The sequence below is a fragment of the Flavobacterium helocola genome, from assembly GCF_038289885.1.
GTDB lineage: Bacteria > Bacteroidota > Bacteroidia > Flavobacteriales > Flavobacteriaceae > Flavobacterium > Flavobacterium cheniae.
Map to the genome: position 1 here is coordinate 267772 of NZ_JBBYHT010000001.1, position 19311 is coordinate 287082.

Consider the following 19311-nt stretch of genomic DNA (forward strand, 5'->3'; position numbering starts at 1 on the left):
TCATTGCTATTAAGCTATTTCTTTATAAATAAAAAGCAATATTTTGTGGAGTAAAACAGTTGTTTCGTGTAAAAATTCATTTTACAAAAACTCAATTATAGAATTTCGCACTATAATTTTAATAGTTAAACAAAATGAAAAAACTTTTACTTACTATCGCAGTTGCTTTTATCGCAACAAAAGGATTAGCACAAGCTCCAACAAATGGATTGGTGGCTTATTATGGTTTTGAAGGAAATGCAAATAGCCATAACGGATTATCGAACATGACCAATATGACAGGTACAGCAGTAACCTACCTTTCTGGCGGAAATGGAACTGGTCAAACTGCTAATTTTAACAATTCTGCTTTGCAAACTACAGCTATTGCTCCTCAAATTACAAACACATTTACAATTTGTTTTTGGCAAAAAAATGCTGCACCACAAGCTCAGGCTTACGCAACACGATTTCAAATGTTTGACTCTGTATTTTACAGAAATCCTAATTCAACAGGTCAATGGTCTCGTGGTCAAATTTCAATCTCTAATGGTTCATGGGTTGGACCTGTTATGGACACTCAATTAGCTAACAACACTTGGCAACATATTGCAATAACTTATGCGAGTAATGGCTCTTTTACCAGATGGGTTAATGGTGTATACGATTCAACTCTTGACTCAAATGTAGGCTTTGCTAATTTAATTAAATATAACCAAATACTTTCAATTGGTGGTGGAGCAGATGGTTCAGGAAATTTTATGGCAAGTAAGGCTTTTAATGGTTATATAGATGAATTTTATGTTTATGATAGAGCATTAAATTCTGCTGAAATAAATCAAGTTAAAAATGATACAGACGGGATTCCATCTGTATCAGGTGTAGTAAGTTCTGATGCTTTATTTCAAAATACAAATGCCCAAATAACTAATGTTTTAAATGCGAATAATGTATCGACGACAGTTAGTTTAAATTGGGGAGATAGTCCAACTTTACTAAACACTGTTGCGTTAGGAACAATAACAGGAAATGCAAATCAAACTTTTGTAACAGATTTAAATAGTTTAACTCCAACAACCACCTATTATTATCAATTAGCATTTACAAGTGGTAGTACAACAACATATTCACCTGTTTACTCCTTTACACAGTCGGTTATTGATGCGTTTCGTTTTAACAATTCATTTTTAAGTCAAAACGGTACTTTATATCTTGGTCCTGGGCCATCCGGAACTTATCCTGGATTTGTAGCCGATCGTTCTGGAAACACAAATAGTGCTGTGTTTTTAAAAAATTATGAAGCGTTAGTTTCTGGCAATATCCCAACATTACCAACTGGAAATAGCAAAAGAAGTGTTTCTTTTTGGTTCAAAAGAGCAAGAACTACTCCTGTAGAATACCATAGTATTTTTGAATGGGGAACACAAACAACTGCCAATGCATACGGTGTTACTATATATGAAAATAATACGGTCACAAATTATGGTTGGCAAGCTGACGTAACTTCTCAAACAGCTACTGCTTTAACAACAAATTGGGATCATTATGTTGTTACTTACTCAGATAATAAAACAGTTTGTATTTATAAAAATGGTGCTTTAATAAGAACTGGATCTCAACCAAACTGGAATACAATTGGAAATACATTAACAATTGGTAGTAAAGCAGGAGGTATTCCAACAAATATTTATGGACATCTTGATGATTTTGAAATATATAACACTACTTTAAGTGCTGCACAAGTAAGTAATTTGTATGCAAATGGAGCTGCATTACTTTCTAACCAAAACTTTAATTCTAATAACCTAAAAGCCTCTATTTATCCAAACCCAGCAATCGATTATTTCACTATTGAAATGGAAAACGAAGTAAAATCAGTTGAAGTTTACTCTATTCAAGGTCAAACAGTAATGATTTCAAATTCTAAAAATATTGATGTTTCTAACTTATCAAAAGGAATGTATTTAGTTAGAATTGAAGATGAAAACAATGCAGTGTCAACTCAAAAATTAATTATAAAATAAATAAATATGAAAAAAATAATCTTAGGTACTCTTTTAGGAGTTTTACTAACAACAAGTTCACATACCAATGCTCAAAGTTTATTGGAAAGATTAGCCAATAAAAAAGATAAAAAATCGTCTAATAACAAAAAAAGTAAGGAAGTTTTGATAGAAGACGAACCCGGAACCATTTTTGGAAATTATTATTTTAAATTTCTTCCACCTACTGATGCAAATGAAGCAATTGTAGAAAGTGCGAAAGGTCAACTGCCAGCAGATGGAGAAACCATACAAATAAAAAGATGGGAGTCAGGGAAAAGTGATAAAGTCATTTTTGCATGGAATGGAGAATCTAAAGCAGCTTACACATGGGAAAATAATATTTGTGGTGGTTGTGAAAAGACAAATAATGCAGGAATGGTGAGGTATGGATCATATTCATACTTTACAGAGCCAGGAAAAGCAGAAGCAAAAGTTCGAGGTTATTTAAAATGGATGCTGGTTGATTTTTCTGATGGGGTATTGAACTGTGGGTATTTAGTGCTTTCAAAAGATAAGGAAAAACTTAAGGATTACACCCCCGAATCATTAAAGACCAAAACTGTTTTAGAGAACCAGAAATACAATGAATTTGTAAAAAGCATTGACAAAGGTTCAAAATTACCAGATAGAGTTACGTATGTAAAAAACGCAACTTATAATAAAGCAAGATTAGCGGCTCCAGCAGCATTGAAAAAGCATTTTGCAGAAAAAGGCATTACTCACTTGGAACCATTATATGCATACGAAAACACTAAAGATCAGCTATACACATCAATAAAAGACCCTTTAACTCAAAAAGAAATTGCTAGGCAAATTTTATTTGTAGTTGTATGTAAGAATAATTCAATCGCCGATTCAAATATTCCAGCTTTAAATAAATACAAAACAAAGTATGTGGCATTTCAGTTTACAGCAGTAAGAGAAGATGGTAGCGGACAAAATTTTATGGGTAATTTCTATGTCAAATCTACATCGCCAGGAATTCCAATTGCCGACACAGAAAACATCATGCAATACAAATAATAATTAAATAAAATAATCCTCCTGTTCTTCTTATTCATTAGATTAATATATTTAAAAAAGCCTTTGGTGAGTTTAGCAACATTAGGGTTTTCTAAAATTCGATATCAAAATAAAAAATGATACTGATAACTAAGTAAGAGTTATCAATGCATAAAATGACGGAAATTATAGTTTGACTAAAAACGCAACTACCACAATAAAGATGGAAGAAGGTGATAAATTGCACTATTACGAAAAAGGTAAAAAAGGAAATTTAATTCTCACAGCAACAAAAGAAATGCACGGAAAAGTGCAATTATTGAGTAAGTTATAAAAAAGTAAGTAAGTAGTTTTTTTGAAAAACCGTTTCAGATTAATTTCTGGAGCGGTTTTTTTTAGAATCTAAACGAATCAAATTTTTCTAATAAAGTCGTTTTTCTATCTGCTGAAATCGATAATTCATCACCATTATCCATTATAACAGTTCCTCCGTCTTGCTTTAAAATTTTCTGAATGCGCTCTAAATTTATAATGTGACTTCTGTGAATTCGCATAAAATTGCTCACTTGTTCCAAACGTTCAAACTCGGCAATTTTTTTACTCACTGTAATTTTATTTTTATTTGAAATAAAGAAATGTGTATACGATCCATCAGCTTTTAAATATAAAATATCTTGAAGTTCAATAAAAGTAATTCCGTCACCAGTATTCAATGCAATTTTTTTATGTTGCGGAATATCCAAATTACTTTGTAAAACTTTCAACGATTCTAATGATTTACTATCGTTTACTTTTGACAAAGCTCGTTGTAAAGCATCAATTCTTACAGGTTTTAAAATATAATCAACTGCCGACAATTCAAAAGCATTGATAGCATATTCTGCGTAAGCGGTTACAAAAATAATTTTGAAATTAATATTCTTTTCATCAAAAAATTTAAGCAATTCTAACCCAGAATATCCTGGCATAGCAATATCTAAAAACACTAATTCAGGGTGAAAAGAATGAATAGATTTTACGGCACTTGGCACATCTGCATTTTCAGCAACAATTTCTATTTCAGGAAAATTTTCTTCTAATATTCCTTTCAATGCTAATCTTGCATTTAATTCGTCATCTACAATAATTGCTCGCATATTTATATGATTTTTACAGGAATTAAAATACTAATTTTTGTTCCTAAAGATTCATTTGAATTTGATAATTTATCTTCTATTTGAATTTCAATTTTAGAAGTTGCTATTTTGTTTATCAATGCAATTCTCGTATCAATTGCTTTAGTAGCAAACGAATTGTGACTTTTAAAATTTTTATTTATTTGCTCCGATTTTGTTCTACCAACTCCATTATCTTCAACAGTAAAATGCCAATAATCAGTCACAATTTCAGCAATAATATGTAATTCCTTTGCACCTTTTTTGTGCATCAATCCATGCTTGATGGCGTTTTCAACGAAAGGTTGAATAATCATAGATGGAATTTTATATTGGGATAAATCTAAACCAATTGGCAATGAAAAGGTATATTCAAAATCGTTATCAAACCTAGATTTTTCTAATGAAACATACATTTCTAACATTTCAAATTCTTTTTCAACCGTGATTTCTTTCTTGTCAGATGCTTCTAGTATTTTTCGCATCAGGTCGGAGAATTTCCCTAAGTATTCACTAGCCTTACTTTTTTGATTGGAATAAATTAATCCTTGAACCGAATTCAAAACATTAAACATAAAATGCGGATTCATTTGCGATCGCAATGCTGTGATTTGTGATAAAGCCAATTGTTCTTTAACTTCTTGTTTCTTTTTTGTTCTTAAAACTGCATTTTTATTTACGAAGTAAATTATAAATCCTAAAGTTATAACTTCAAATAAAATGAACCACCATTGTAACCAAAACGGTTTTTTTACTTCAAAACTTAATTCTTTTATTTTAGTTGTTCTGTTGTCATATTTAACTCTAATTTGAAATATATAATTACCTGATTTCAACGATTCAAATTTAACATTTGGAGTTTGTGAACTTATTGCATTCCAGGTATTTGAACTGTTTTTAATACGGTATTCATATTTATAATCGCCTAAACTTTTATAATGAATAGTTCTAAAATCAATTTGAATTGTATTTTCATCATAATCTAAAACTATATGATTTTTAAAAGGTATTTTATTGTTGTTCACCCATAAATTTGTAAACTCAAATTGAGGAACAAAATCAGTATCTACTATATTTTTATTGGTATAAAAAACACCCTCATTAGTAATAAATGCAACAGTATTGTTACTAACTACAAAATCGTTTATGGTAATTCCTTTCATACATAAATTAGCACTTGCATTCTTTATTTCTTTTGTTTTAAAATTGTATATTTCTATTCCTTTGTCGTTAAGAATCCATAATTTTTCAGAATCAATTTCAATTCTTCTACAGTTATTGCTTGTTAGTTTATTTTTAGCAGTTAAATGTTGAACAACTTTTTGGTTTTTAATTTGCATAATTCCTTTTTGTGTAGTAGCAATCCACAAACTTCCATCATTGTTTTGTATAATTTCTGATGCAATAATTGGTTCGTTATTAGGAAGTTTTATAATGTTTGCTTTTCCATAATTGTCGTAATAATACAAATCATCATTATAAGCAACGTAGTAAATATTAGAAATTTTATCAAAAAAAACCGTTCTTGCTCTACGCTCTCTAAAACACAAAAAACTGGTATTTATTCCAAAGTTTCTAAAATTATATGACTTGTAATTTTTAGGAATTATTAAGTGCTTTTTAAAATCGCTTGCTAATAAGCCTGCATAAGATGAAGAAGCAATAAATAAATTACCATAACTGTCTATTACAACTTCTTTACCGAAATACAATTTTTTTTCAGAAATAGGTTTTGGATTTCCAACTTTAAATATAGCTGCCGATGTTAATATTAAGTCGTTATGTAGTGTTATAAATTCAATCTCAAAATTATTTTCAGATTGATACTTTAAGATTTGATTTCCATTTTTGTCAAATTCATACACACAACCTGTTGATGTAGCTACAAAAAAGTGACCATTTTTAGCAATTTTTACTCTTGAAAAATTTGGTTTTTTTTGTTCATCTATTTGCTGAATACTTAAGTTTTTTAAACTCTTGTTTGGCATAAAAAACAGCCCATTATCCAAAGTGCTAATCCAATGATTTCCTTCATTATCTCTAACAATATCAGAAACTCGTTTTCCTTTTAGAAATTCATTTTCAGCCTTTTTTTTATCTAAATTTATTTCAAAAACTCCATCGTTAGAACATATCCATAAATCAGATTCACAACTTGTAATTTTGTTAATAACAGTTTGCTTTAAATTACTAAGATTAATAAAACTATCACCAACCTTAACTTTATTTTCAATTGATTTTGCACTATAACAAAGCGTTCCTTGATGAAATTCTAAAATGTTTCCACCATTTTTAACTTTAATCTTATTTTGTAATTTCTTGTTTTTAAAACTTAAAATATTATCAAGACTTGAAATATAAAATTCGTTTGAAACTGTATTATATGATAAATGATAAAAATCATTTTCTACTAAATTCGATTGATAAATTACAAAGTGTTTATTGCTTGCAATCCCAAAAAATTGATTCGAAGTTAAAAGTACTTTTTGTTTTCCTAAAACACTAAAATCTACAATTGATAATTTCTTTTTAGAAATCAAATCATTGAAAGCTTTATCTAAATTTAAACGCTCGTTAGACAAAAAATAAATTTGATTGGAAAAATTCTTGCAATAAATAACTCCGTTTTCATCTTCCTGAATAGAGTTAACCGAATTACTTAAGTTTTCATCAAATGGATACAAAGTAAAATGAACACCATCATACGAAACCAATCCTTTATCTGTTCCCAAATAAAGCAATCCTTTTTTACTAACATACATATCATAAATCACATCCGATGGTAAACCCTCAAGAAAGGAAATTTTTCGTATAAAAGGTTCCTGAGCTTTCACAGAAAGCACAAAAAAAAGAACAAAAAATAAAATACTTTTTGTAAGAAATTTTTTTTGATATAAAATTGTCACTTATTTGTTTTCATTAAGAATATAAAAATAGATAAAATAGTTTATAGTCTTTTTTATTTCACTTAAAAACCCATTTTAATTTCATGAAAACATTCTTTTTTATAAAAAATTCATTCTAATAATCTGATTGATTACTTTTACACTATAAATATTTTTAGTCATGTCACAAAAACGTCTTTTCCTTCTTGATGCTTACGCGCTTATCTTCCGTGGGTATTATGCTTTTATAAAAAATCCTCGTATCAATTCTAAAGGGATGGATACTTCCGCTATTATGGGATTCATGAATTCTTTAATGGATGTCATAAAACGCGAAAAACCTGATCATTTAGCCGTGGCTTTTGATAAAGGCGGAAGCGATTATCGTTTTGAAATGTATCAAGAATACAAAGCGCACCGTGACGAAACGCCAGAAGCGATTAAAATTGCTGTTCCATACATTCAAGAATTATTGAAAGCGATGCATATTCCAATTATCGAAAAAGCAGGTTTTGAAGCCGATGATTTGATTGGAACATTAGCAAAACAAGCCGAAAAAGAAGGTTTTCAGGTCTTCATGGTAACGCCAGATAAGGATTTTGCCCAATTGGTTTCAGAAAATATTTTTATGTACAAACCAGCCCGAATGGGGAATGATATTGAAATTTGGGGAATTCCCGAAGTCTTAGCAAAATTTGAAATCGAACGTCCTGATCAAGTAATTGATTTTTTAGGAATGATGGGCGATTCTGCTGATAATATTCCTGGATTGCCTGGCGTGGGTGAAAAAACAGCTAAAAAATTCTTAGCCGAATATGGCACTTTAGAAAACTTATTAGCCAATACGCATCAGCTAAAAGGTGCAATGAAAGAAAAAATCGAAGCCAATAAAGAATTGGGACTTTTATCTAAAAAATTAGCTACTATCCTACTCGATTGTCCAGTAAAATTTGATGCTGACGATTACGAATTATCAAAACCTGATGTAGAAAAAACCGATGCTTTGTTTCAAGAATTGGAATTTCGTCAAATGAAAGCGCAGTTTGATAAATTATTTGGTTCTGGGAAAGAATACGACGAAATTGATGCTAACGGAAATACTTCTGAAATTCCACAACCCATTAAAAAAGCTCCAGCAAAAAAATCAAATGAAGACCAATTCGATTTGTTCGGTTTTAGTGATGAATCGGATGAACCAACAGCGAATCATTCGTATTATGCAACGTTAGAAAACACGACGCATTTTTACCAAATTATTCAAGGTGATTTGCCTGTAAAATTATTGTTGCAAAATTTATTAAATCAAACTTCGGTTTGTTTTGATACTGAAACTACTGGAATTGACGCTTTGAATGCCGAGTTAGTAGGAATGTCGTTCTCTTTCGAAAAAGGAAAAGGATTTTATGTTCCGTTTCCAGAAAATCAGGAAGAAGCACAAACATTAATTGAAAAATTCCGACCATTCTTCGAAAATGAAAACATCGAAAAAATCGGTCAAAACATGAAATACGACTTGAAAATTCTTTCGAATTACAATATTCAAGTCAAAGGAAAATTATTCGACACCATGATTGCGCATTATCTAATTAATCCTGATATGCGACATAATATGGATGTGTTGTCGGAAACCTATTTGAAATATTCGCCAAAATCGATAGAAACGTTAATTGGTAAAAAAGGTAAAAATCAATTGTCGATGCGCGATGTTGCTTTGGAAGATATTAAAGAATATGCAACTGAAGATGCTGATATTACTTTTCAATTAAAGGAACATTTCCAACCAATTTTAGAAAAAGTAGGTACGAAAAAATTGTTTGACGAAATCGAAATTCCGCTAGTTCCTGTTTTAGCCGATATGGAAAAAGAAGGAATTCGTTTGGATGTGGAGTTTTTAAAAAGTATGTCGGTTGACATGCAAAAAGAAATTGATGCTTTTGAACAACAAATCTATGAAACCGCGGGAGAGAAATTCAATTTGGCTTCTCCAAAACAATTGGGCGATATTTTATTCGACAAGCTAAAAATTGGTGGCGCAAAACAGAAGAAAACCAAAACCGGTCAATATGCGACTGGTGAAGAAGTGTTGAGTTATTTGGCAAACGAACATCAAATTGTGCGCGATATTTTAGAATGGCGTCAAATGGTGAAATTGCAAAGTACGTATATTGATGCTTTACCAAATCAAGTCGATAAAAAAACAGGTCGTGTGCATACCGATTATATGCAAACGGTGGCTGCTACAGGACGCTTGAGTTCAACAAATCCAAACCTACAAAACATTCCTATTCGAACCGAAAAAGGACGATTAATAAGAAAAGCCTTCATTGCTCGCGATGAAAATTACACCTTACTTTCTGCCGATTATTCTCAAATTGAATTGCGTATTATTGCGGCTTTGTGTGGTGAAGAAAATATGATTAAAGCGTTTCAAAATCACGAAGACATTCACAAAAGTACGGCTGCAAAAGTATTCAATGTCCCTTTAGATGAAGTAACAAAAGAACAAAGAAGCCATGCTAAAACCGTAAACTTCGGAATTATTTATGGGGTTTCGGCATTTGGATTGAGCAACCAAACGAATTTATCTCGAAAAGAAAGTGCAGAATTAATTGAAGCCTACTATCAAACGTATCCAAAATTAAAATCGTTTATGACTTCGCAAGTTGATTTTGCTAGAGAACACGGCTATGTAGAAACGATTTCAGGAAGAAGACGTTATTTGAAAGACATCAACTCAGCCAACGCGATTGTTCGTGGTGGTGCGGAACGAAATGCTGTGAATGCGCCAATTCAAGGTTCGGCTGCGGATATCATCAAAATTGCGATGATTAACATTCGCAAAAAACTGACTGCTGAAAATTGGAAATCAAAAATGCTATTACAAGTTCATGACGAATTAGTATTTGACGTACACAACTCCGAATTAGAAAAAATTCAACCGATGATCAAACACGAAATGGAAAACGCTTTCAAAATGGCAGTTCCGTTAGATGTGGAAATTGGATTGGGTAAAAATTGGTTGGAAGCGCATTAGAAACTGGTCAGTGGACATCCCGAAACTTCGGGAGCAGTTGGCAGTTGGAGTTGGTAGTTGGATTTTTTTGTTAAAAAACTTGCACAAGTCGTTTTTTTTTTTTTTTTGTTTAGCATGTAATAATTTTAAAATCTTTACACAATGAAAAAACGCTATTAATGCTTGCATTCTTTGCAACAACTCTGACTTTCGCGACTAATGTCGAAAAAAACGATTTTCAAGAAAACAACTTTGTAGTTGAAGGAAAAACCTCAAAAAATGATGTTTCTGAAGACGAAACTGTTGGTTGCGCATGGACAACAGTAACTTTTTTTTATCGCACTTATACTAGAAAAGTGCTTTCAATGGACACTACTCAAGATGCATATGAAACAGTTACTGTAATTAGTAGTATCTGTACAACTTGTTATCAAATGGGTAATTCAGGAGTTACTTCAACAACAAATTGTAGATAAAACAATTACCGCCTAATAATTTTTAGGCGGTAATTCAAAAAAAACACACTAATGAAATATATTTTCTTATTTTTAATTATAAACATTACTTGTTTAGCTCAAACTGTAGAAGTTAAGTATTTTGAAAACTCAAAAGCTCCAAGTCAAGAACAATTTAATTTAATGCCAAAAAATGTACAAATTGCTTACAAGGCAAATGTTTTTTCATATAAATTGAATACTGATGGGAAATCATCTCTATATAAAAATGAAAAAATTATTATAGATAGCGCGGATCAAATTTCTACAAGTACTGAAGTAAATGAAGCTGGTGATACTATAAAAAAAACGATAATATCAGAGGTATTCAATGCAAAATTCAAAGAGAAATCATTATACAAAGATTTTTTAAAGAATAAGTCATACAATACACAATATTACGATGAAACCATAAATATTGTTGACAGCATTTCACAATGGAAATGGCAACTAATTGATGAAACAGAAACCGTAATAGGATACGCATGCAAAAAAGCAGTTACAAAGCACTACGGAAATGAAATAATTGCTTGGTTTACAGACGAAATACCCATATCCGACGGACCCTTCGTTTATTGTGGACTACCTGGATTAATTTTAAAAGTGGAAACCAAATCAAACGAAATCATTGCCTATAATGTTTTATTTAAAAATGATCCTTTAACAATAAGCCCACCATTTCTATCTGGAAAAATTTTCAACTACAAAACATTAAAAGAATATATAGAAAACAAAAACAAAGAAAGAAGTCGATTTAGATGATAATAATCAATTATTTTCCTTTATTAAATAGTTTTTTAAAATTTTATTAATGCCAAAATACTTCTGTTTTTTTATTTGTTTTTATCTTCATTCACTTACAATTTCAAGTCAAGAAATAAAAGGTATAATTAAAGATCATTTTAACTATACCATACATCTTGCAAATGTTCAACTTATTAATAAAGATACAAACAAGACTATTTCATTTACTCAAACAAATGAGAATGGAGAATTTGTGTTTAAAACAGATATTAAAAGTTTACCTTTAAAATTAAAAATAACACATATTTCTTATGAAATGCAAGAAATTTTAATTGAGAAATTTAATGATCTAAATATAGTTTTACAACCAAGAATTACAGAGCTTAAAGAAGTAATAGTAGAACACAAAACACCTGATATAGTAGAAAAAAAAGATACTCTACTTTATAATTTAAACAATCTATTAGTTGGTTCTGAATTAAAATTAAGCGATGTAATAAAAAAACTTCCTGGGTTAAGTATTGACAGCAACAAAAAAATTCGATTTAATGGAAATATTCTTGATCACATACTAATTGATGGAGATGAATTTTTTAGAGACAATCATCAGCTTGCAACAGAAAACATTACGGCAGAAATGATTGATAAAATTGAGCTTTTAAAAAACTATCAAGATTTATCTAGCCTAAAAGGATTTGAAAATTCAGGAGAAAACGCTTTAAACATCAAAATAAAAAAAAACTTTAAAGATAATTTTAAAGGCAATATTGATATAGAAGGAGGCGTAAAGGAACGTTATAAAACCCAAGGAAATGTTTTTAATTTTGGAGGGAAAAGTAAATTTCATTTAATTGCTAACAGTAATAATTTGAATGAAAATATTTTTTCTCCATTAGATTATTTAGAATTACGGAAAATTACTGGTAAAAATTTATTGAGAGATAAACTAATCTTAGGACAAGAAGTTACAATCGAAAAAGACATACCTTCATTTGTTTTTGCACAAGATAATATTAACAAAATAGATTCGAGAAACGTAACTTTAAATTTTACAAAAAAACCAAACGAGAAAAAACGAATTGAACTAGTTACAATTTTCAACAAGTCAAGAATTTTAGAAAAAAATCAAAATCTTTTAACATATTTAGACAACAACAGTTCAAATATGATTGACGACTACTCATCAACTGGAAATTCTATATACAATTCTAGTGTGTTTAAATTTCAAAATAAACTAAATGAAAACTCTTTCTTTCAAACTAATTTTTATCTTTTTTTAAGTTTAGATAAGCAAAATCAAGATTTAAACAATTTATTAATCGATAATCAAGAGCAAACATTGTTTAAAAATAAAATTAATTTAAACAGCACAAAAACAGGTTTCAATGTAGAATACAAAACAAAACTCTCAGAAAAACTTTTATTTGAAAGTGTTTTATTTAATGATTACAATTTTTCAAAAACTGAAAAAGTATATCAATCTAATAAAACTTTTGATGGATTTAATCATAATGACAACTATATTGAACAATTCTCTAATTTTAAAAGTTTGAGTTTTGGATTAAAGTCAAAAGCAACTTATAAGTTTAATAAAAGTACTTTAGATTTCAAGTTTATTTCTACGTTAGACAATGAAAGCTTATCGAACATCAATAATATTAATTCTTTCTATAATTTTGATGATGATTTTTTATTATCAAGTAATAGCATAAGCACTTTTTTCTCATCAGACATTACTAAAAAATTAAAATATAATATCAACTTAGATTTTACTAATAATAACCACGAATCAAAAAACAATTTTAAAAGAACAATAAATGTTTTATTACCAAAATTTAATATGAGTTACAAAGTAACTTCAAAAACAAGTTGTTCTATAGGTTATAATTTAAAGATAAACAATCCAAATATTTATAATTTTATTTCTGGAAATTTAGTAGAAAACCAAAGAACTACATGGTTGAGAAGTAATCTAATAAGTGAAAAAATGTTAGCCGACAATATTAATACTAGTATAAATTATATTGATATTACAAAAAGTATATTTTTTAATTTTTCCATTTCATATTCAAACAACAGAAAACAACTTGCTACTAACTTTAATAATGATAATTTGGCAACAATTCAAGAATACCAATATATTGATTTTGGTAATTCAACAAATTTTAGTCTAACCTTTGATAAAAAATTCAAACAAATCCCTTTAGGCTTGGGTTTTTCATCAAATAATTCCATATCATATAATAAAACAATTTCAAACAACATCAAAAACAATAACAGATTTAATCAAAATAATATCGATTTCAATTTAAAATCATATTTTAAAAACAAACCAAATTTTGATATTGGAATTATCTACTTAAGTAATTTTAATCAATTTGAGACAGAAATAGCAACAAATAAAAGTGAATTACAAACTTATATTCCATACATAAAATTAGAAGGCACTTTGTTTAATAAAAAAATAAATTGGAAAATAAATTCAACATATAACATTTTTGATTCAAGTAGCTTTGAAACTCAAAATATTTTTGATCTTAGTACTAGAGTTCAATACACAACAAAAAAAAAAATAAGTATTTACTTTAATGCAAATAATTTACTGAATATAAGAGATAATAATTTAAAAAATAATTTCCTTCAAACCGATATATTATTACAAGAAACAAGCATGAATACATTATCTGGTTTCGCTAATTTTGGTATAAATTATTCATTCTAAAATTTAAATTAAAATTTTGTCATTTCAAATAATATTTAGATATTTGTCTAAATATATAAATTAATATGAACGCAATTTTCAAAGCCTTAAACGACGAAACCAGAAGAGATATTCTGGAATTGCTGCGCAAACAGGAAATGACGGCTGGCGATATTGCGGATCAATTTCATATTTCAAAACCTAGTATTTCGCATCATTTGGATATTTTAAAACGTGCCGATTTAGTCACGAGCGAAAAAAAAGGGCAATTTGTAGTCTATTCGCTAAACACTACAATTGTTGATGATATTTTACAATGGATTATTACCCTAAAAAAATAAAGTATGGAGAAGTTTAAAAAAGAAATTCCGTTTTTAGCAATTGCTTTAATTCCTTTTGTTTATCTAATTTACATTTGGAATCGTTTACCAGAAAAAGTACCTATGCATTGGAATGGCGCTGGAGAAATTGATCGTTATGGCGATAAAAAAGAATTGGTTGCCATGCTATTTATGTTGGTAGGAATTACTTACATCATCTTTTTAGTGATTCCGTTAATAGACCCAAAACAAAAATTACAAAACATGGGCAACAAACTGAATAATTTACGAATGATTCTTACTTTATTCATGTCGGGTTTAGCGGTTTTTATTTTGTACAGTGTGCAACAAAAAAGCAGTAATCCTGGATTTGTATTTGCAATTATTGGCTTGCTTTTTGCTTTCTTAGGTAATTATTTCAAAACGATAAAACCGAATTATTTCATTGGCATCAAAACACCTTGGACATTAGAAAACGAAGAAGTTTGGAAAAAAACTCATATAATGGGCGGTAAACTTTGGTTCGTTGGCGGACTTCTAATGGCATTGACATTTTTGTTACCAAACGAAATGCAATTGTATACTTTTTTAGGAATTACTGCCGTTATTACAATTGTTCCGATTGTATATTCGTATTTGGAATTCAAAAAAATCAAAAATCAGTAACGAAATCATACATTAGCTACTAATTAGTAAAAACAAAAAATCATGAAGAAATTACTATTACTTTTTGTATTTGCATTCACTACTTTCACTTTTGCTCAAGATAAATTCACACGAATTGATAGCTTGCTGAACTATTTGAATGAAAACAACAAATTCATGGGTTCGTTAACCATTCGCGAAGGTGAAAATGTGGTTTTCAATAAAGCCTATGGTTTTGCTGATGTAGAAAAGAACATCAAGGCTGATCGTTTTACACGTTACAAAATAGGTTCTATTTCTAAAACCTTCACCGCTGTTATGGTCATGCAATTGATTGAAGAGAAAAAATTGACACTTCAAACCAAATTGAATCGTTTTTATCCAAAAATGCCAAACGCTGAAAAGATTTCGATTTACGATTTATTACATCACAGAACCGGAATTGTGGATTTTGTCAACCAAGATTCCACATTTCATAAAGTAATTGACAAAAAACATTCAAAAGAAGATATTTTAAAAGTAATTACAACTTATACATCGAATTTTGAACCAGGAAGCAAATACGAATACAGTAATTCGAATTTCTATATTCTAGGTTGTATTATTGAAAAATTAACCAAAAAATCATACGAGGAAAATTTACTAAATCGCATCGTAAAAAAAGCGGAACTAGGAACTTTTGAAGATAAAACGGAAATGACAGCTAAAGGCGCGGTTACCAATAAAGTTTTCGTTCCAACAACTTATTTCAGAGAAGAGTCTACAAATACGGCAAACAAAGAAAGTTATTCCTATTATTTTGATGGAACCAATTGGGTGAAATCGTATGAAAACCACAATTCCATAGCGTTTGCTTCTGGCGGAATTACTTCAACTCCAGCCGATTTAACGAAGTTTATTTATGCGCTTTTTAATGGAAAATTAGTTAGTCCAACTTCTTTAGACCAAATGAAAGAAATTAAAGAAGGTTACGGAAAAGCATTAATTCAGTTTCCTTTTGGCGAAAGACGATTTTATGGTCATGGCGGAAGAATTGAAAATTTCAGTTCAATGCTAGGTTATTATCCAACGGAAAAAATGAGTTTTTCAATAATTTCAAATGGCGATAATTTTGTACAAAACGATATCATTATAGGAATCCTAAGTATTTATTACAAAATGCCATTCCCGTTCCCACAATTCATGAAAATGGACAAAGCAGAATTAGCAAAATTTACTGGAATTTATGCTTCAAAAGAAATTCCTTTGAAAATTACCGTTTCTGAAAAGAATGGCGAGTTATTTGCTCAAGCTACAGGACAAGGCGCTTTTCCATTGACATTTAAAGAAAAAACAACTTTCGTTTTTGCAGCTGCCGGAATTGAAATGGTATTTGGAGACAACTCTTTTATATTAAATCAAGGCGGAGCGAAATTCAACTTTACAAAAGAATAGATATGCAGAACACTATCGCTACCATCAAAAGTATTACCAATAGTAAATATCTCGATATCATTGGAGTGGTTTTGGTGGTGAGCGTTTCAGTGTATTTACAATATTATAAAACTACATACGATTTTAGTTTTGACGGAAAGAATTACTCGTTTTACTTAGGCTACTTTTCCATTCTAAACACTTGCCTATCGATGATGGCAACGCGATTGGTGACCAAGAAAAACAACATTGGGAACTTAATCAGTACTTGTAACACATTATTAAGTGGAAGTATTGATTATCTTTTAGGAAATATCGGTGCGATTTTAACCTATCCCGTTTCGTTTTTCGGAAATTATTTTGCCTTTAAAATTTGGAAGAAAAAACAATATTTGAATGCGATTGATAGTATCTTTTTCCGAAATATGGCAATAGGTTTACTGCTTTCGTTCCTATTGAATTACATTGCTTTCACTTCATTTTCAGACAAAGCGATTGATTGGAAATTATTTTTTGCCATCGCTATTCCAGCCGGAATTAGTTTTGGTGGTACCTTTAATATAGGTAGAATGTATCCCGACAATTGGATTAACTGGCAAGTGTATAATTTATTCAAAATTGTACAAAATGTAATGCTAATGAACATTGCCAACACCGCAAAATATGTGTTTTATATGTTCAATGCGATTTTGGGTTACATTACTTGGAAGGATGATAAAGCAAAACAATTATAACTTCCTAGTAGATTCTCTCTGACGCAATTCTGTTTTAATCACTACGGTTTGCGGTTGATAAAACTCGTCTTTAGAATTAAGTTTGTGAATTAACAATTCGGCTGCTTTAGCTCCGATTTCTGGCGCGTGTTGGCTCACGGTTGATAAACTCGGCGTTAATCGTCTTGACCAAACGCCATCGGCAAAACCAATAATATTTAATTCTTCTGGAATTTTGATTCCTTGTTTTAGCGCCATTCGCATTGTCATGGTGGAACTATGTTCGTCTAAAGCAAAAACAGCATCCATCTTTTTTGAGGAAATCAACTCTTGCAATTTTACATCAAAGTCTTCAATAGAAGTTTCTTGAATAATCAGGTTTTCATCAATTGGGACATTTGCATCAGTTAAGGCTTTTTTATATCCATCTAATCGTAATTTCCCAACACTTAAATTTTGAATCGTAGAAAGCAAGGCGATTTTTTGACTTCCTAATTTTATCAAATGCGAAGTAGCATCATAAGCCGAATCAAAATCATCTACCACTACTTTATCGCAGTTAATACCATCGGCTACTCTATCAAACATAACGATAGGCGTTCCGCTATTCATAATGTCTTTAAAATGTTTGTATTCTTTTAAGGATTGTGTTTCTTCGGCAATAGCCACAATAAAACCATCAATAGTTCCATTGTTGAGCATGTCCATAACTTGTTGCTCTTTATTGAAAGATTCGTTCGAAATTCCTGTAATCACATTATAGCCTTTTGCCAAAGCTTGTTTCTCAATACCACTGAAAACTTTTGCGAAAAATGGATTTAGAATATTAGGAATAATTACTCCTATAGTATTAGTACGCTGATTTTTTAAATTCTTGGCAATACTATTAGGTTTGTAATTCTGCAAAGCGGCATACTCTTGAATTTTTATTTTGGTAGCTTCACTGATTTCTGGACTATCACTTAATGCTTTAGAAACAGTAGATATTGATACGCCAAATTCAAGAGCTATTTTTTTTAGAGTTGCTTTTGCTTTCATATATAAAAGTTAAGAGGTAAAAATAGTGTATTTCTGTAATTTAAAAAAACAACTTCAATTGAAATTTATTTAATGACATGATGTTTAACAAATTAGAAAAAATAATATTTTCCATAAGTGGTTTGCAATTCTAATAAATAATTGTACTTTTGCACTCCCTTTATTGGGAATGGAATGTTTAATTTAAATTAATTATTGTGAACACATTAAGCTACAAAACAGTATCAGCCAACAAAGCAACTGCAGACAAGCAGTGGATTGTTGTGGACGCTGAAGGGCATAACTTAGGTCGTTTATCTACAAAAGTAGCAATGCTTTTAAGAGGTAAATACAAGCCAAGTTATACACCGCACGTTGATTGTGGGGATAACGTAATTGTTATCAACGCAGAAAAAATCAACCTTACTGGTAACAAGTTAGATGACAAAACGTACATCAGACACACAGGTTACCCAGGAGGTCAAAGAACTTTAACTGCTAAAGTAATGCAACAGAAAAATCCTGCATTATTAGTAGAAAAAGCTATCAAAGGAATGTTACCTAAAAACAAATTAGGTGCTGAATTATTCCGTAATTTAAATGTATATGTAGGTTCTGAGCACAAACATGCTGCTCAAACACCTAAAACCGTTAACCTAAACGATCTTAAGTAATGGGAGTTATTCACAAAATCGGTAGAAGAAAATGCGCTGTTGCACGTGTTTATGTTTCAGAAGGAACAGGAAAAATCACTGTAAACAAAAGAGAATTCACTAACTACTTCCCAACTGCAACTTTACAGTACAAAGTTATGCAACCAATGTCTATGACAGAAAATGCATCAAACTTTGACGTTAAAGTAAACGTATATGGTGGTGGTTCAACAGGACAAGCAGAAGCTGTGAGAATGGCTATTGCAAGAGCAATGTGTGAAGTTGAGGCTGAAAACAGAGCTATCCTTAAACCAGAAGGATTATTAACAAGAGATCCTAGAATGGTTGAACGTAAAAAATTCGGTCAGAAAAAAGCGCGTAAGAGATTCCAATTCTCGAAACGTTAATATTCGATATTTATCAGAATATTTTTTCAGATACATTTTTACAATTAAAATTGAATTAAAAACAAAGTTGTCGATATTCCTTGTAAAAAGGGAATTAGTTTAGCATCTAAATTTTCAAGACCAACG

The 19311-nt window shown here is 30.2% G+C and carries 16 protein-coding genes; 13 read left to right on the top strand and 3 right to left on the bottom strand.

Features of this window, described 5'->3' with window-relative positions; translation table 11 throughout:
- Positions 1-134: 134 nt before the first annotated feature.
- The 3 genes from AAEO58_RS01210 to AAEO58_RS01220 all read left to right on the top strand — a co-directional run bounded on the left by AAEO58_RS01210 (position 135) and on the right by AAEO58_RS01220 (position 3360).
- On the top strand, positions 135-2003 hold the full coding sequence (locus AAEO58_RS01210; protein WP_341681259.1) for a LamG-like jellyroll fold domain-containing protein: 1869 nt from the start codon (positions 135-137) through the stop codon (positions 2001-2003).
- Between the two features lie 6 nt (positions 2004-2009).
- Positions 2010-3047, top strand: a complete 1038-nt coding sequence (locus tag AAEO58_RS01215; RefSeq protein ID WP_341681261.1) for a hypothetical protein — start codon at positions 2010-2012, stop codon at positions 3045-3047.
- Positions 3048-3219: 172 nt separating this feature from the next.
- Positions 3220-3360, top strand: coding sequence for a hypothetical protein (locus AAEO58_RS01220; RefSeq protein ID WP_341681263.1), 141 nt, complete (start codon positions 3220-3222; stop codon positions 3358-3360).
- Between the two features lie 61 nt (positions 3361-3421).
- Here the strand turns inward: AAEO58_RS01220 and AAEO58_RS01225 are convergent, their stop codons facing one another.
- A complete protein-coding gene (locus tag AAEO58_RS01225; protein WP_341681265.1) occupies positions 3422-4162 on the bottom strand; it encodes a LytR/AlgR family response regulator transcription factor in 741 nt (246 codons plus the stop codon).
- 2 nt (positions 4163-4164) lie between these two features.
- Complete coding sequence (locus AAEO58_RS01230) at positions 4165-6912, bottom strand: sensor histidine kinase (RefSeq protein ID WP_341681267.1); 2748 nt, start codon at positions 6910-6912, stop codon at positions 4165-4167.
- A gap of 334 nt (positions 6913-7246) precedes the next feature.
- Between AAEO58_RS01230 and polA the strand changes: the two genes are divergently transcribed.
- From polA to AAEO58_RS01270, 8 genes are all read left to right on the top strand, one after another.
- The gene (gene polA / locus AAEO58_RS01235) at positions 7247-10099 is read left to right on the top strand and encodes a DNA polymerase I (RefSeq protein ID WP_341681268.1); all 2853 of its coding nucleotides are present in this window, start codon (positions 7247-7249) and stop codon (positions 10097-10099) included.
- A gap of 158 nt (positions 10100-10257) precedes the next feature.
- Positions 10258-10554, top strand: coding sequence for a hypothetical protein (locus AAEO58_RS01240; protein ID WP_341681270.1), 297 nt, complete (start codon positions 10258-10260; stop codon positions 10552-10554).
- Between the two features lie 51 nt (positions 10555-10605).
- Positions 10606-11334 carry a GLPGLI family protein gene (locus AAEO58_RS01245; protein ID WP_341681273.1) on the top strand — a complete coding sequence of 243 codons (729 nt, stop codon included), beginning with the start codon at positions 10606-10608 and terminating at the stop codon, positions 11332-11334.
- Between the two features lie 49 nt (positions 11335-11383).
- Positions 11384-14038, top strand: a complete 2655-nt coding sequence (locus AAEO58_RS01250; RefSeq protein ID WP_341681274.1) for a TonB-dependent receptor — start codon at positions 11384-11386, stop codon at positions 14036-14038.
- Positions 14039-14103: 65 nt separating this feature from the next.
- Positions 14104-14358 (top strand): autorepressor SdpR family transcription factor, encoded by a 255-nt coding sequence (locus tag AAEO58_RS01255; RefSeq protein ID WP_008256034.1) that lies wholly within the window; start codon positions 14104-14106, stop codon positions 14356-14358.
- Between the two features lie 3 nt (positions 14359-14361).
- Positions 14362-15003, top strand: coding sequence for an SdpI family protein (locus AAEO58_RS01260; RefSeq protein WP_341681278.1), 642 nt, complete (start codon positions 14362-14364; stop codon positions 15001-15003).
- 42 nt (positions 15004-15045) lie between these two features.
- On the top strand, positions 15046-16416 hold the full coding sequence (locus AAEO58_RS01265; protein WP_341681280.1) for a serine hydrolase domain-containing protein: 1371 nt from the start codon (positions 15046-15048) through the stop codon (positions 16414-16416).
- Positions 16417-16418: 2 nt separating this feature from the next.
- Entirely contained in the window at positions 16419-17129 is a 711-nt protein-coding gene (locus tag AAEO58_RS01270) for a nicotinamide mononucleotide transporter family protein (RefSeq protein ID WP_341681281.1), read from the top strand.
- Here AAEO58_RS01270 and AAEO58_RS01275 read toward each other — a convergent pair.
- A complete protein-coding gene (locus tag AAEO58_RS01275; RefSeq protein ID WP_341681282.1) occupies positions 17124-18146 on the bottom strand; it encodes a LacI family DNA-binding transcriptional regulator in 1023 nt (340 codons plus the stop codon). The genes AAEO58_RS01270 and AAEO58_RS01275 overlap by 6 nt on opposite strands.
- 197 nt (positions 18147-18343) lie before the next feature.
- Here AAEO58_RS01275 and rplM point away from each other — a divergent pair, with 197 nt between their 5' ends.
- Both rplM and rpsI read left to right on the top strand, forming a co-directional pair.
- Positions 18344-18799, top strand: coding sequence for a 50S ribosomal protein L13 (rplM, locus tag AAEO58_RS01280; protein ID WP_133608466.1), 456 nt, complete (start codon positions 18344-18346; stop codon positions 18797-18799).
- On the top strand, positions 18799-19185 hold the full coding sequence (gene rpsI, locus AAEO58_RS01285) for a 30S ribosomal protein S9 (protein ID WP_008256015.1): 387 nt from the start codon (positions 18799-18801) through the stop codon (positions 19183-19185). Before rplM ends, rpsI begins: the two co-directional genes overlap by 1 nt.
- Positions 19186-19311 lie beyond the last annotated feature (126 nt).

What these genes read in the sequence shown, in the direction of transcription:
- AAEO58_RS01210 (WP_341681259.1), top strand. Translation starts at nt 135, where the DNA reads ATGAAAAAACTTTTACTTACTATCGCAGTTGCTTTTATCGCAACAAAA.
- AAEO58_RS01215 (WP_341681261.1), top strand. Translation starts at nt 2,010, where the DNA reads ATGAAAAAAATAATCTTAGGTACTCTTTTAGGAGTTTTACTAACAACA.
- AAEO58_RS01225 (WP_341681265.1), bottom strand. Translation starts at nt 4,162, where the DNA reads ATGCGAGCAATTATTGTAGATGACGAATTAAATGCAAGATTAGCATTG.
- polA (WP_341681268.1), top strand. Translation starts at nt 7,247, where the DNA reads ATGTCACAAAAACGTCTTTTCCTTCTTGATGCTTACGCGCTTATCTTC.
- AAEO58_RS01240 (WP_341681270.1), top strand. Translation starts at nt 10,258, where the DNA reads ATGCTTGCATTCTTTGCAACAACTCTGACTTTCGCGACTAATGTCGAA.
- AAEO58_RS01245 (WP_341681273.1), top strand. Translation starts at nt 10,606, where the DNA reads ATGAAATATATTTTCTTATTTTTAATTATAAACATTACTTGTTTAGCT.
- AAEO58_RS01250 (WP_341681274.1), top strand. Translation starts at nt 11,384, where the DNA reads ATGCCAAAATACTTCTGTTTTTTTATTTGTTTTTATCTTCATTCACTT.
- AAEO58_RS01255 (WP_008256034.1), top strand. Translation starts at nt 14,104, where the DNA reads ATGAACGCAATTTTCAAAGCCTTAAACGACGAAACCAGAAGAGATATT.
- AAEO58_RS01260 (WP_341681278.1), top strand. Translation starts at nt 14,362, where the DNA reads ATGGAGAAGTTTAAAAAAGAAATTCCGTTTTTAGCAATTGCTTTAATT.
- AAEO58_RS01265 (WP_341681280.1), top strand. Translation starts at nt 15,046, where the DNA reads ATGAAGAAATTACTATTACTTTTTGTATTTGCATTCACTACTTTCACT.
- AAEO58_RS01270 (WP_341681281.1), top strand. Translation starts at nt 16,419, where the DNA reads ATGCAGAACACTATCGCTACCATCAAAAGTATTACCAATAGTAAATAT.
- AAEO58_RS01275 (WP_341681282.1), bottom strand. Translation starts at nt 18,146, where the DNA reads ATGAAAGCAAAAGCAACTCTAAAAAAAATAGCTCTTGAATTTGGCGTA.
- rpsI (WP_008256015.1), top strand. Translation starts at nt 18,799, where the DNA reads ATGGGAGTTATTCACAAAATCGGTAGAAGAAAATGCGCTGTTGCACGT.